The 12711-nt window shown below is 70.6% G+C and carries 14 protein-coding genes; 2 read left to right on the forward strand and 12 right to left on the reverse strand.

What is annotated here, in order from left to right; all coding sequences use genetic code 11:
• Window positions 1–72: 72 nt before the first annotated feature.
• Window positions 73–918 (reverse strand): NAD-dependent epimerase/dehydratase family protein, encoded by an 846-nt coding sequence (locus AQI88_RS33895; RefSeq protein WP_067006740.1) that lies wholly within the window; start codon window positions 916–918, stop codon window positions 73–75.
• A 137-nt stretch (window positions 919–1055) separates the two neighbouring features.
• On the opposite strand from AQI88_RS33895, the gene AQI88_RS33900 reads away from it, so the two are divergent.
• A complete protein-coding gene (locus AQI88_RS33900) occupies window positions 1056–1910 on the forward strand; it encodes a helix-turn-helix transcriptional regulator (RefSeq protein ID WP_067006743.1) in 855 nt (284 codons plus the stop codon).
• Here the strand turns inward: AQI88_RS33900 and era are convergent.
• Both era and AQI88_RS33910 read right to left on the reverse strand, forming a co-directional pair.
• A complete protein-coding gene (gene era / locus AQI88_RS33905; protein ID WP_067007001.1) occupies window positions 1907–2860 on the reverse strand; it encodes a GTPase Era in 954 nt (317 codons plus the stop codon). The genes AQI88_RS33900 and era overlap by 4 nt on opposite strands.
• 267 nt (window positions 2861–3127) lie before the next feature.
• Entirely contained in the window at window positions 3128–4345 is a 1218-nt protein-coding gene (locus tag AQI88_RS33910; protein WP_067006746.1) for an RNA-guided endonuclease InsQ/TnpB family protein, read from the reverse strand.
• Window positions 4346–4403: 58 nt separating this feature from the next.
• Between AQI88_RS33910 and AQI88_RS33915 the strand changes: the two genes are divergently transcribed.
• On the forward strand, window positions 4404–4742 hold the full coding sequence (locus tag AQI88_RS33915) for a P-II family nitrogen regulator (RefSeq protein ID WP_067006749.1): 339 nt from the start codon (window positions 4404–4406) through the stop codon (window positions 4740–4742).
• Here the strand turns inward: AQI88_RS33915 and AQI88_RS33920 are convergent.
• The 9 genes from AQI88_RS33920 to AQI88_RS33960 form a co-directional block, all read right to left on the reverse strand.
• Window positions 4636–5655 carry a WxL protein peptidoglycan domain-containing protein gene (locus AQI88_RS33920; protein ID WP_067006752.1) on the reverse strand — a complete coding sequence of 340 codons (1020 nt, stop codon included), beginning with the start codon at window positions 5653–5655 and terminating at the stop codon, window positions 4636–4638. The genes AQI88_RS33915 and AQI88_RS33920 overlap by 107 nt on opposite strands.
• 97 nt (window positions 5656–5752) lie before the next feature.
• Window positions 5753–7081: a beta-xylosidase gene (locus AQI88_RS33925; RefSeq protein ID WP_067006755.1), complete on the reverse strand. Its 1329-nt coding sequence runs from the start codon at window positions 7079–7081 to the stop codon at window positions 5753–5755.
• Between the two features lie 166 nt (window positions 7082–7247).
• Window positions 7248–7724, reverse strand: a complete 477-nt coding sequence (locus AQI88_RS33930; RefSeq protein WP_067006757.1) for a hypothetical protein — start codon at window positions 7722–7724, stop codon at window positions 7248–7250.
• Between the two features lie 184 nt (window positions 7725–7908).
• Window positions 7909–8271, reverse strand: a complete 363-nt coding sequence (locus AQI88_RS33935) for a cytidine deaminase (protein WP_067006760.1) — start codon at window positions 8269–8271, stop codon at window positions 7909–7911.
• 74 nt (window positions 8272–8345) lie between these two features.
• Window positions 8346–9365 (reverse strand): S66 family peptidase, encoded by a 1020-nt coding sequence (locus tag AQI88_RS33940; RefSeq protein WP_067006763.1) that lies wholly within the window; start codon window positions 9363–9365, stop codon window positions 8346–8348.
• A 43-nt stretch (window positions 9366–9408) separates the two neighbouring features.
• On the reverse strand, window positions 9409–9768 hold the full coding sequence (locus AQI88_RS33945; protein WP_067006766.1) for an MmcQ/YjbR family DNA-binding protein: 360 nt from the start codon (window positions 9766–9768) through the stop codon (window positions 9409–9411).
• Window positions 9765–11051, reverse strand: coding sequence for a hemolysin family protein (locus AQI88_RS33950; protein ID WP_067006769.1), 1287 nt, complete (start codon window positions 11049–11051; stop codon window positions 9765–9767). The genes AQI88_RS33945 and AQI88_RS33950 overlap by 4 nt, the downstream gene beginning before the upstream one ends.
• A 16-nt stretch (window positions 11052–11067) precedes the next feature.
• On the reverse strand, window positions 11068–11565 hold the full coding sequence (gene ybeY / locus AQI88_RS33955; protein WP_067006772.1) for an rRNA maturation RNase YbeY: 498 nt from the start codon (window positions 11563–11565) through the stop codon (window positions 11068–11070).
• 15 nt (window positions 11566–11580) lie between these two features.
• Window positions 11581–12651: a PhoH family protein gene (locus tag AQI88_RS33960; RefSeq protein WP_067006775.1), complete on the reverse strand. Its 1071-nt coding sequence runs from the start codon at window positions 12649–12651 to the stop codon at window positions 11581–11583.
• Between the last annotated feature and the right edge of the window lie 60 nt (window positions 12652–12711).

The raw sequence follows: 12711 nt of genomic DNA on the forward strand, positions 1-12711 counted from the left end.
CCCCACGCCCTTGAGGCAGTGCGGGAGTGCGTGCCAGACCCCGCGATTCCGGCATGATCCGCCGGACAGGCCCTAGAGGGCTCCGGCGTCCCGGGCGGAGCGGAGCGTCGGGTACTGCGGGCGATAGCCCAGCTCGCGCCGGATGCGGTCGGTGGAGACGAGGCCGTGCCAGGGGTCGGCGTCGACGCCCTCCGCCGGGAGGTCGGCGCCCAGGAGTTGGTGGAGTTCGAGGGCGGTGACGGGGGCGTCGTCGGCGATGTTGTAGACGCGACCGTCGGCGCCGGGGGCGTACAGCAGGCGCAGCAGACCCTGGGCGACGTCGGCGACGTGCACCAGGTGGAAGCGCTTGGTGGCGGGCCAGTGGGCGGTCCAGCGGGTGACGGCGGCCAGGTGCGGGTCGCCCTCGCCGTAGACGTAGGCGAGGCGGCCGATACGGAGGTCGAGGCCGTCGAGCGCCAGCAGCCCGCGCTCGGCCTCCGCCTTGGACTGCGGGTACGCCGTCCACATCGGCCCGCCCGGGACACTGGGGTCGTCCTCGGTGTGCGGGCGCCCGCGCCCGGCCCCGTACACGAGATTCGTACTGACCTGCACGAACCGCCGTACGCCGGAGGCGAGGGCGGCGCGGGCCAGTTCCAGTGCGGCATCCCGGTTGACGGCCCACACCTCCTCGTCGGGCACGCCCCGGAAGGCGGCGGCGATGTTGACGACGGCGTCGACGCCGGCGAGGGCCTTGCCGAGGGCCTCGGTGTCGCGCAGGTCGCCGAGGACGACGTCGGCGCCGAGGTCGGCGAGGCGGTCGGCGCGGGCGGCGTCCCTGAGGAGGACGCGCACCTGCTCTCCCGGCCGGGCCTGCGCCAGCAGCCGTGGCAGGAAGCCGATTCCGACCTGGCCGGTGACGCCGGTGACGAGTGTGGACATGAGCTGCTCCTCGGGTTCAGGGTGGCTTCGGTGGCTGTCTCCACCCTGGGCCGGAGCGGACGGGACCGGGAGAGACCCGTCGATCAGGGGATCGGCAGTCCCTGGATAAGCCGGGCGCGCTGCCTCACGCTGGAGGGGTGAACCGGACCGAACTCGCCGACTTCCTGCGCCGTGGCCGTACCCGCCTGGACCCGTCCGACGTGGGCCTGGCGCCCGGCGCCCGCCGCCGTACACCGGGCCTGCGGCGGGAGGAGGTGGCGTCGCTCGCGGGCATGTCGGTGGACTACTACACGCGCCTGGAGCAGTCGCGGGGTCCTCGCCCCTCCCGCCAGATGCTGACCGCCCTCGCCCGCGCCCTGCGCCTGACCGACGACGAACGGGACCACCTCTTCCACCTGGCCGGTGAGGAGCCGCCGCGCCGGGAGGCGACCTCCACGCATGTGCGCCCGGGTCTGCTCCTGGTCCTGGACCGGCTGCACGACACACCGGCGGCAGTGCTGACAGACTGCGGCGAGGTACTGGCCCAGAACGCGATGGCGAAGGCCCTGTCCGGGGACGCGTCGGCCCGCCCGCCGCACGAGCGCAACCTGGTCCGCCGCTTCTTCCTGGACCCGGCCTCCCGCGCCCTGTTCCCGCCCGAGGACGTCCCCGAACACGCCCGCGCCCACGTGGCGAACCTCCGCGCGGTGACGGCCGCCCGCCCCGGCGACCCGGAACCGGCGGCCCTGGTGGCCGAACTACGCTCGTCCAGCGAGGAGTTCGCGGGCCTGTGGGAGGAACACGAGGTGGCCGTACGCCAGGCCACGGCCAAGCGCTTCCGGCACCCGGTGGTCGGCCTCCTGGAACTGGACTGCGAGATCCTCCTCCACCACAACCACCACCAGCTCCTCGTCATCCACACGGCCCGCCCGGGGACGGAGTCCTACGAGAGACTTCAGCTGCTGCGGGTGGTCGGATTGCAGGACATGACCCCTCAGGGAGCCGCCGGTTAGAAGCCCAGCCTGCGCAGCTGCTTGGGGTCGCGCTGCCAGTCCTTCGCCACCTTCACATGGAGGTCGAGGAAGACCGGCGTGCCGAGCAGCGCCTCGATGTGTTTGCGGGACTTGATGCCGACCTCCTTCAGGCGCTTGCCCTTGGGGCCGATGATGATGCCCTTCTGGCTCGGGCGCTCGATGTAGAGGTTGGCGTGGATGTCGAGGAGGGGACGGTCCGCGGGACGGTCCTCACGCGGGAGCATCTCCTCCACGACGACGGCGATGGAGTGCGGCAGCTCGTCGCGGACGCCCTCCAGGGCCGCCTCACGGATGAGTTCCGCGATCATGACCTGCTCGGGTTCGTCCGTGAGGTCGCCCTCGGGGTAGAGGGCCGGGCCCTCCGGCAGCAGCGGGACGAGCAGATCGGCCAGCAGGCCCACCTGCTTGTCGCCGACCGCGGAGACCGGCACGATCTCCGCCCACTCGAAGCCCAGCTCCTTGCCCAGCTGGTCGATCGCGATCAGCTGCTCGGCCAGGGTCTTGGAGTCGACCAGGTCGGTCTTCGTCACGATCGCGATCTTGGGGGTCTTCCTGATCCCGGCCAGCTCCTTGGCGATGAAGCGGTCGCCGGGGCCGATCTTCTCGTTCGCCGGAAGGCAGAAGCCGATCACGTCGACCTCGGCCCACGTCGTCCGTACGACGTCGTTGAGCCGCTCGCCGAGCAGGGTGCGCGGTTTGTGCAGCCCCGGGGTGTCCACCAGGATCAGCTGGGCGTCGGGCCGGTGCACGATGCCGCGTACCGTGTGCCGCGTGGTCTGCGGCTGGTTCGCGGTGATCGCCACCTTCTGCCCGACCAGAGCGTTCGTGAGGGTGGACTTGCCCGCGTTGGGGCGGCCCACGAAGCAGGCGAAGCCGGCGCGGTGGACGGTCTCGGCCGGCTTCTCGGATGACTGGGTACGAACGCTCATGACGACCATTCTCCCTGATCCACGAGACCGTGCCGTACCAGTGGGGCTCACCTGCTCACCCTGTGAGCTTCCGTTGGCCGCCCAGCACGTCGACACCGGCGACACAGCCTGACCGCTCGCCGCCACCGCCCTCGGCCTGCTGATGCCCCAGGCCCGGCGACGCGCTCTCGGGTCCCTCAGCGGCCTGGACCACGCCCGTACGAGCGGCCTCGGCCCGAACAGCGTGCAAGAAAGCGCAGGTCAAGACCCAGGCTTGACTTTCTCCCCCTACTGAAAGAGGGGGTTTCCACGGGTCGCCCCGTGGGTTTCCTGCTTCGTCGCCGGCTGCCCGCCCAGAGTACTCCGTTGAGGTCTTACACCGGCTCCACAGGCCGACACCGCCAGCCCGGCGGCCAAAAGGTTGCGTGCCGCGTTCACGTCCCGGTCGTGGGTCGTACCGCAGCGGTCGCACGTCCAGGTGCGGACGTTCAGCGGCATGCTCTCGGTGAGAGTGCCGCAGTGGGAACACAGCTTGGAGGAGGGGAACCAGCGGTCGACTGCGATCACCTCGCGGCCGTACCACTGGGCCTTGTACTCCAGCATGCTGCGGAACTCCGCCCACGCGGCATCGGAGATGGCGCGGGCCAGTCTGCCGTTCTTCAGCAGGTTCCGAACGGTCAGGTCCTCGATCACGATCGTTTGGTTCTCACGGACGAGTCGAGTGGTGATCTTGTGCAGGGCGTCTCGCCTGCGGTCGGCGATCCTGGCGTGGATACGGGCGACCTTGCGCCGGGCTCTGGCCCGGTTGGCTCCGTCGCCCTTGGCCTTGCGAGACAGCTCCCGCTGGGCGCGGGCCAGGCGGGCACGGTCTTTGCGTTCGTGCCTCGGGTTGGTGATCTTCTCCCCCGTGGACAGCGTCAGCAGGTGGTCGAGCCCGGCGTCCACGCCCACCGCGCGGCCGTTCGCAGAAAGGGGCTGGATGGACGGGTCCTCCACCAGCAGGGACACGAACCAGCGCCCCGCACCGTCCTGCGAGACGGTCGCTGTGGAGGGCTGTGCGCCCTCGGGGAGCGGGCGCGACCACACGATGTCCAGCGGCTGGTCCATCTTCGCCAGCGTCAGCTTCCCGTCGCGGAAGCGGAACGCACTGGTGGTGTACTCGGCGGACTTCCTCGACTTCTTCCGCGACTTGAAGCGCGGGTACTTCGCCCGCTTGGCGAAGAAGTGGGTGAACGCCGTCTGCAAGTGCCGCAGGGCCTGCTGCAGCGGGACCGAGGACACATCGTTGAGGAAGGCCAGCTCCTCGGTCTTCTTCCAGGCGGTCAGCATCGCCGACGTCGCGTTGTAGTTGACCCGTTCCTGACGCAGCGTCCATGCCTCGGTTCGGGCCGCAAGTGCCATGTTGTAGACCTTCCGCACACAGCCAAACGTGCGCGACAGCTCGGCTGCCTGCGCTTCGGTCGGATAGAAGCGGTACTTGAACGACCGCTTCATCTGGGCGGGCATGCTCACAAACTGCCATGCCGGCTTGTGACCACCCTCTCCCCGTAACGGAGGAAAAGAGATGAAGCTCATCACCGCGATCGTCAAGCCGTACCGCCTCGACGCGGTCAAGACCGCCCTGCAGGAGCTGGGCGTGCACGGTCTGACCGTGACCGAGGCGAGCGGCTACGGCCGTCAGCGCGGCCACACCGAGGTGTACCGGGGGGCCGAGTACCGCGTCGACCTGGTGCCGAAGGTCCGCATCGAGGTCGTGGTCGAGGATGCGGTCGCCGAGGACGTGATCGACGCGATCGTCAAGGCCGCGCAGACGGGGAAGATCGGGGACGGGAAGGTGTGGGCGCTGCCCGTGGAGACCGTCGTACGGGTGCGGACCGGCGAACGCGGCCCCGACGCGCTCTGACCAGCATCGCCCCGGTCACCACCCCGGCCACGAACACCAGCCCGGCGAGCAGCCAGGGCAGCGCGAAGAAGGAGGCGCTCGCCGACTGGCGGGTGTGCTGCGCGCTCGCGGTCAGCGTGATGTCGCCCCAGTCGAGCTGGGGTGCGCCGTGCCAGGCCTCGGTGAGCCGTACCCGCTGCCCCGGCAGCAGCTCGGAGGGGATCCGGGTCAGGTCGCGGTCGAGCAGCGTACGGCCGAACAGCCCCCGCGCCTTCAGCTCGACCTTCGGATCGAGGGTGACGTTCCCGGTGTTGCGCAGGGTGTAGGAGATGGTCGCCGTGCTGTCGCCGAGGCCCGGGACGAGTGGCTGGTGGTGGCTGATCTGCACGTGCTCGACGGACAGCGCGGGGAGCGTGGGCCCGCTGACCCGGAGGTAGACGCGGGCGCCGACGGCCCGCTGCACGCCGAGCGCGAGCGTCCCGCTGCCAGGGTCGATCCGCTCGTCGAGCGCGACGATCGCGCCCGGATGGTCGCCCGGTTCGGCGCCCTCGGGCACCCGCAGGGTGAAGGGCACGGTGACGGTCCTGTGGCCGGGCACGGTGACCCGGGACCTGGCGGGCCGCGCCCACGCACCCACGCCCCGCATCCGCTCCTTCAGGGTGCGCACCGCGAACCCGCCGTCGCGGGGGGTGTTGTAGGCGTCGGCCGCGTAGAGCCGGAAGGTGCGCGGCTTGCCGGTCTTGTTGGCGATGACGACCTTGTCGGTGAGGGTCTGGCCGGGGTCGGCGGAGAGGTAGAAGTACGGACGCGCGGCGATCTTCGAGGCGGCCGGGTAGACGGACCAGCTGCCGTTGTCGGCGGCCTCGGCGGGTACGGCGGTGCTGCCGAGGAACAGGCCGATCAGGCTCAGGAGGAGGACGTAGGGCTTGCGCATGGGTGCGGACCCCCCATGGGCTCGGTGTGGTGGCGGTCGGGCGGGTGCGGACCCTGTCCGTACGGCGGGGCGCCCGGCCACCGGTGCCGGAGTGCGGTCAGGTGAGGGTGAGGGTCAGGACGCCGGAGTACGAGCCTGGGGGCGTGAACGCCGGTACGTCCAGGGAGAGTCCGGCGTCGACGGTGAACTCGCCGCCGGTGAGCGTGGCGTCCGGGGTCGACGCGAGGGTCGCTCCCGAGGTGCCCACCGTGCCCGTCGACCCGGCCTTGCAGGTGCTGGGGCTGCCCGCCTTGGTCGCGCAGGCGGGGGTCCAGCTCAGCTTGCCCGCGTCGATCTTGGCGCCGGGACCGGTGAAGTCGGTGACCTTGCCGGTCAGGGACCAGCCCGCGGGCCCGCCGCGGAAGTCCTTGACGGTCACCGTCTTGAGGGCTCCGGTCGAGGCCCCGCCCTTGCCGAAGTCGACCGCCGAGAGGGCCACGGCGTCCCCGGCCTGGGACATGGACAGGGTGCCCGCCTTGACGGTGGTGGTCAGCTTCTGGCTGCCGGCCGGGACGGGCGTGTTGTCGTTGACGACGTAGGCCGCGGGGCCCGCGCCCTTGTCCGCGCTCCAGGAGCCGCCCTCGTAGGCCACGATCCCGGTCGTCGTCTTGTCGTTGACGACGAGGGAACCGCTGAAGGAGCCCTGGGCGTTCGCGGTCACCGTGGCGGTGTCCGCGGTCTGGTTGCCCCCGGCCCGCCCGGCCACGGTGACGGTGGCGCCCGGCGTGAAGTTGCTGCCGCTGACGGTGACACCGGCGCCCGGGGCACCGGAGGCCGAACCCAGCGAGATGGCACGGGTGTTGGCCGGGGTCCCGTCGGTCGCCGTCACGGTCTGCGACACCGGGGCGGGCGGGTTGGTGACCGTGCAGGGGGTGTCCAGCTCCAGGATGTAGCTGGTGTGGATGTTGTAGTCGCCCGGCGAGAGGGTGATCTGGCCGGCCTTGGTGACGGTGAACGTACCGGTCATGGAGAAGGACGGGAACGCGGCCTTCCCCGGCACCGGCGGGTTCTTCTTCGGTCCGGCGACGGTGACGTCACCGCTCTGGGCGCCGCCGAGGGTGACCTTGCCGGTCGGGGTCATGATGTCGGCCGGCAGGGCCAGGTCGGTGGGGTTGCTGGCGGCGGCCGTGACCACGGTGTAGGTCACGGTGACCGTGTCGCCGACCTTCGGGCTGGCGTTGTCCACCGACACGTTCGCGGTGGTGGTGCCGTCGATCGGCGGGATGCCCGCGACGGCGGGCGGGATGCAGTGCGTGGCGAAGTCCACGTTCGTACCGGCGGCACCGGCCGGACAGGCCAGCGCGCCGCCCGCGGTGACCGCGAGGGCGGTCGCCCCGAACAGTGACGCCCAGCGCCACCGTCGGGATCTTCGGGGTGTCGAACCCATGGGGCCCCCTCCTGAGGGTTGTGGGCGCAGCGGCTCATCTGCGCCGACAGGGGGCATTGATGAGGAGCCCGCGTGAGAAGTCAATGGAGATGCCGCAGAAATCTGACGGATCATCAGTTTCTGCGGCATCCACGGAAGAACCGGAAAAGATCACTCAGTTCATGGCTCAGTCGAACACGAACGGACCCGGCGACTGCTTGCCGGTCGCCGTACAGGTGACGTTGATCCCGAAGATCGTCATCTGCAACGAGCCGCCGTACGCCTCCAGGCTGTCACCGGAGGCCACGGTGCCGCTGAGCGGGCCGGCGCTGACCGGGTCGCCGGCGGCCATGGCCGGGTTCTTCGTCCCCGTGAAGACGGTGGTGCCGCCGCTCGCCTTGACCAGGGTGAGCTTGGAGGTGATGGAGTCCGCCGCCACCGCGACCGGCGCCTTGACCGCGCTGGAGGTGAGGGTGACGGTGGCCGAGGTGCCGCTCTGGGTGGCGGTGAGCGTGGCGGCGCCACCGCCGAAGATGCCGCAACTGGCGTTGATGGTCGCCGTCTGGGGGGTGACGGCGGCCGCGGTGGGCGCGAAGGCGAGCCCGGCGACCGCGAGGGCCCCGGCGGCCAGTGCCGCACCTGTTGCTGTTCGCTTGCCTGTCATGGGGATCCGCTTCCCTTCCCTGTGGGGATGCCATGTGGGGATGGTCGGAAGGTGCGCCGACGAACGGCAGGCCTTGGCAGGTGGGTACGGCACGCTGCGGCGGCGGTGCGGATCTGACGGATCGTCGGAACTTACGGCTCCATTGATGCGCGAGAGGCAGGCGACGGCAAGGATGAAATCCGGACTACTCCGCGGTGCCCGCCGGGACCGTCCGCTTCACGGCTCCGTCGGGCCCGGCGAGCAACACCGGCGTCCCGGGTCCCCCCAGGTCGGCCACGGCGGCCCGGTCCTCGGGAGCGACCCCCTCCGTCTCGCTCACCACCGCCGCCGCTTCCAGCGACTTCGCCCCGGAAGCCACGGCCATGGCGACGGCGGTCCGCAGGGCACTCAGCTTCAGCGAAGCGAGCTCCACCGACCCGGCGACATACGTCCGCCCGGTCTCGTCCCGTACGGCCGCCCCCTCGGGCACACCGTTGCGGGCCCGGGCGGAACGGGCCAGGGTGACGATCTTCTGGTCCTCGGGGTCAAGCGCGTTGCTCTCGGTCATGCCCCGAGCATACGAAGTCACCGCCCGCTCACCCCGCCACGGGGTACGTCGCGCTTCGCCTGCCTGCGCCGAGATCAGTCCAGGGTCTGAACGATCTCGCTCCGTGTGGCCGTGTGCACCACGCGGCCACACGCGCCGTTCACCAGCGGGAGATAGGGGGCCACGTGACCGCACTCGACATCGGCGATGACCGGCACGCCCAGCGGAGCGAGCGCGTCGAGGACGGCCTGGTGCTGGGTGAGGCTGCGGCCGTCGGGGGCGTGGGTGCGGCCCACGAGGACGGCGGCGGCACGGTCGAAGAACCCGGCGAGGCGCATGCCGTGCAGGTTGCGGCAGATAGTGAACGCGTTGTCCTCGCAGGCCTCGACGTAGACGAGCAGCGGCTCGTCCCCGGCGAAGCGCGAGGTGTCGAGGTACCGCGTCCCCGCGAGGTTGACGAGGGTCTCGATGCAGCCGCCGATGAGCCGGCCCTCCACGTCCACGTCACCGGCGGCGTCGAGGCGGGTCCAGGTGCCCTCGGCGTCCAGGGTGAGGTCGCGGACCTCGGGGTGCTTGCGGAAGTCGTCCCAGCCGCCCGAGCGGTAACGGCCCGGCGGGGTCTGGGAGAACGGCTCGCCCTGCGGCGCGGAGACGATGTCGAGCCAGGACAGCAGGCCCTCGGGGGTCCGGTAGGGCGTGTCCATGAGGTTGTTGCCGTGCACGGTCGCGATGCCGGTGAGCAGGGTCAGCGGGGTGATCACGGTGGACATGTCCGAGTAGCCGACGACCCAGGTCGGCTCGGCCCGCCCGATCCGCTCGAAGTCGAGCAGCGGCAGCAGGTCGATCGCGGTCTCCCCGCCCCACGGAGGCACCACGGCCCGCACGGCCGGGTCGGTCAGCATCTCGGTCAGTTCGGCGGCGCGCTCGGCGGCCGGGGCGCTGAGGTGGCCCGAGCCGTCCATGCACCGGCCGACGACCACCTCGTACCCCCGCGCCTCCAGGTCCTGCACCGCCACGTCGAGGCGCCCCCGGTGCTCCTCGGCCACTCCGCTGGAGGGGGAGGTCACAGCGATACGGTCACCGGGGCGCAGGGGGCGCGGATATCGAACGGTCATGCGCCGGATTCTGACACGGGGTCAGCCGACGGTCACAGGGATTTCAGGGCCGGTCCAGGCGTAGCCGCTCCGCCTTCGGCAGGCCCGCGACGACGAGGTCGTACGAGTCCTCGATCAGCTCCTTGACCAGGCGGTCCGGGAGGCCGCCGTCGACCGTCACGGTGTTCCAGTGCCGCTTGTTCATGTGGTAGCCGGGGATGATCAGGCCCTCGTGCTCGGCGCGCAGCCGGACCGCGTCCTCGGGGTCGCACTTGAGGTTGACCGTCAGGGGGCGTCCGTCCAGCCGGCTCAGCGCGAACATCTTGCCCAGCACCTTGAAGACCGAGGTCTCCGGGTTGAACGGGAAGTCCTCCTCGGCCGCGTTGAAGGACAGGCAGAAGGCGCGCAGCTCCTTGGGGGTCACTCGGGCTTCTCCTGCGGTGCCGGTTCCACCAGGACCGTGACGATCTTGTTGCGGCGCCCCGCCGCCGCCTCCGCCGTCAGCCGCAGCCTGCGCGCGTCCGGCAGTTCGACCTCGGCGGACGCGCCCGCGATGGGCACCCGGCCGAGCGCCTTGGCGAGCAGTCCGCCGACGGTCTCCACGTCCTCGTCGTCGTACTCCTCCAGGCCGTACAGCTCGCCGAGGTCGGTGATGTCCAGGCGGGCCGTCACCCGGAAGCGGTCGTCACCGAGCTCTTCGACCGGCGGGAGTTCCCGGTCGTACTCGTCGGTGATCTCGCCGACGATCTCCTCCAGGATGTCCTCGATGGTGACGATCCCGGCGGTGCCGCCGTACTCGTCGATGACGACGGCGACGTGGTTGCGTTCCTTCTGCATCTCGCGCAGCAGGTCGCCGGCGTTCTTGGTGTCGGGGACGAAGACGGCCGGGCGCATGGCCGTGGAGACCAGGTCGTTCTCGGCGTCGCGGCTGATGTGCGTCTTGCGGACCAGGTCCTTCAGATAGACGACCCCGACGATGTCGTCCTCGCTCTCCCCGGTGACCGGGATGCGGGAGAACCCGGAGCGCAGGGCGAGGGTGAGGGCCTGGCGGATGGTCTTGTACCGCTCGATCACCACCAGGTCCGTCCTCGGGACCATGACCTCGCGCACGAGGGTGTCGCCGAGTTCGAAGACCGAGTGCACCATGCGGCGCTCCTCGTCCTCGATCAGCGACTCCTTCTCGGCGAGGTCGACCAGCGCGCGCAGCTCCGCCTCCGAGGCGAAGGGGCCGCGGCGGAAGCCCTTGCCGGGCGTGAGCGCGTTGCCGATGAGGATGAGGAGGGACGGGATCGGGCCCATGATGCGGGCGAGCGGCAGCAGCACGTACGCCGCCACCGTCGCCGTGTTCAGCGGGTGCTGGCGGCCGATGGTGCGCGGGGAGACGCCGACGGCGACGTACGACACCAGGACCATGACGCCGATGGCGATCAGCAGGGCCTGCCAGGTGGCCGCGAACTCCTGCAGGCAGGCGTACGTCACCAGGGCCGCGGCCGCCATCTCGCAGGCGACGCGGACCAGCAGGGCCACGTTCAGATAGCGGGTGGGGTCGGCGGCGACCTGCGCCAGCTTGGCGCTGCCGCGCCGCCCGGTGCGGACGGCTTCCTCGGCGCGGAAGCTGGAGACGCGCGCCAGGCCCGCCTCCGCACAGGCGGCGAGCCAGGCGACGACGACCAGCGCGATCGCGCCGACCACGATCTGCGGACTCATGGGAGGACCGGCCCGCTTACGAGACGGTCGGCGCCGGCGACGGACCGGTCAGCCCCCGCTCGGCCCGCCACCCGTCGACGATGGCGGCCTGGAGCCCGAACATCTCGGCCTTCTCGTCGGGCTCCTCGTGGTCGTACCCGAGCAGGTGCAGCACGCCATGGACGGTGAGCAGCTGGAGCTCCTCGTCCATGGAGTGCTGCGTGGGCGCTTCGGTCCCCTGCCTGGCGGCGACCTCCGGGCACAGCACGATGTCACCGAGCAGCCCCTGCGGCGGCTCGTCGTCGTCCTTGCCGGGCGGCCGCAGCTCGTCCATCGGGAACGACATGACATCCGTCGGACCCGGCAGGTCCATCCACTGGATGTGCAGCTGCTCCATGGCGTCGGCGTCCACGACGATCACCGAGAGCTCGGAGAGCGGGTGGATGCGCATCCGCGCGAGCGCGTAGCGGGCGATGTCGAGGATCGCCTGCTCGTCTACCTCGGTGCCGGACTCGTTGTTGACGTCGATCGACATGGTGGTGCCGTGTCTCTACTTCCCCTTGTGCCCGGACCGGCCCCGGCCGCCCTTGTGGGTGCCGTTCTCGGTGCCGTGCTCGCTGTCGTACTGCTCGTACGCGTCGACGATACGGCCCACCAGCTTGTGCCGTACGACATCGTGGGACGACAGCCTGGAGAAGTGGACGTCCTCGACGCCCTCCAGGATCTCCTGCACCTGCCGCAGACCGCTCTTGGTGCCGTTCGGCAGGTCGACCTGCGTCACGTCACCGGTGATCACGATCTTCGAGTCGAAGCCGAGCCGGGTCAGGAACATCTTCATCTGTTCGGGGCTGGTGTTCTGGGCCTCGTCCAGGATGATGAAGGCGTCGTTGAGCGTGCGTCCGCGCATGTACGCGAGCGGCGCGACCTCGATCGTCCCCGCCGCCATCAGGCGCGGAATCGAGTCCGGGTCGAGCATGTCGTGCAGCGCGTCGTACAGCGGGCGCAGGTAGGGGTCGATCTTCTCGTAGAGCGTGCCGGGCAGGAAGCCCAGCCGCTCCCCCGCCTCCACCGCCGGACGGGTCAGGATGATCCGGTTGACCTGCTTGGACTGCAGGGCCTGCACGGCCTTGGCCATGGCCAGGTAGGTCTTGCCGGTACCCGCGGGGCCGATGCCGAAGACGATCGTGTGCTTGTCTATCGCGTCGACGTACCGCTTCTGGTTGAGCGTCTTGGGGCGGATCGTGCGGCCGCGCGAGGACAGGATGTTCTGCGTCAGTACCTGGGCCGGGGTCTCCGGGCCGTCACTCATCCCGTTCTCGCTCGCCTTGAGCATGGCGATCGAGCGTTCCACTGCGTCCTCCGTCATCGGCTGCCCGGTGCGGAGCACCAGCATCATCTCGTCGAACACGCGCGAAATGAGGGCGACGTCCGCAGGGTCGCCGACCGCGCTGATCTCATTGCCCCGGACATGGATGTCGGCTGCCGGGAAGGCCTTCTCGATCACGCGCAGGAGGGAGTCGCCGGAACCCAGCACGGTCACCATGGGGTGCTGGGCGGGGACGGTCAACTGCGCTCTCGCCTGCTCCTGCGCGGGGGTGTGAGCTGTGGGTGTCTGAGTCATGGGCCGGCGCTGTAGGCCTGCGGTTCCTCCTCGTCACGGCCGCATAGCTGAGGGCGGCCT

Origin of the sequence: Streptomyces cellostaticus, from assembly GCF_001513965.1 — a bacterium.
Lineage (GTDB): Bacteria > Actinomycetota > Actinomycetes > Streptomycetales > Streptomycetaceae > Streptomyces > Streptomyces cellostaticus.

Coding starts and splice junctions, on each gene's coding strand:
- AQI88_RS33895 (WP_067006740.1), bottom strand. CDS start 918: ATGTCCACACTCGTCACCGGCGTCACCGGCCAGGTCGGAATCGGCTTC.
- era (WP_067007001.1), bottom strand. CDS start 2,860: ATGAGCGTTCGTACCCAGTCATCCGAGAAGCCGGCCGAGACCGTCCAC.
- AQI88_RS33910 (WP_067006746.1), bottom strand. CDS start 4,345: ATGCCCGCCCAGATGAAGCGGTCGTTCAAGTACCGCTTCTATCCGACC.
- AQI88_RS33915 (WP_067006749.1), top strand. CDS start 4,404: ATGAAGCTCATCACCGCGATCGTCAAGCCGTACCGCCTCGACGCGGTC.
- AQI88_RS33920 (WP_067006752.1), bottom strand. CDS start 5,655: ATGCGCAAGCCCTACGTCCTCCTCCTGAGCCTGATCGGCCTGTTCCTC.
- AQI88_RS33925 (WP_067006755.1), bottom strand. CDS start 7,081: ATGGGTTCGACACCCCGAAGATCCCGACGGTGGCGCTGGGCGTCACTG.
- AQI88_RS33930 (WP_067006757.1), bottom strand. CDS start 7,724: ATGACAGGCAAGCGAACAGCAACAGGTGCGGCACTGGCCGCCGGGGCC.
- AQI88_RS33935 (WP_067006760.1), bottom strand. CDS start 8,271: ATGACCGAGAGCAACGCGCTTGACCCCGAGGACCAGAAGATCGTCACC.
- AQI88_RS33940 (WP_067006763.1), bottom strand. CDS start 9,365: ATGACCGTTCGATATCCGCGCCCCCTGCGCCCCGGTGACCGTATCGCT.
- AQI88_RS33950 (WP_067006769.1), bottom strand. CDS start 11,051: ATGAGTCCGCAGATCGTGGTCGGCGCGATCGCGCTGGTCGTCGTCGCC.
- ybeY (WP_067006772.1), bottom strand. CDS start 11,565: ATGTCGATCGACGTCAACAACGAGTCCGGCACCGAGGTAGACGAGCAG.
- AQI88_RS33960 (WP_067006775.1), bottom strand. CDS start 12,651: ATGACTCAGACACCCACAGCTCACACCCCCGCGCAGGAGCAGGCGAGA.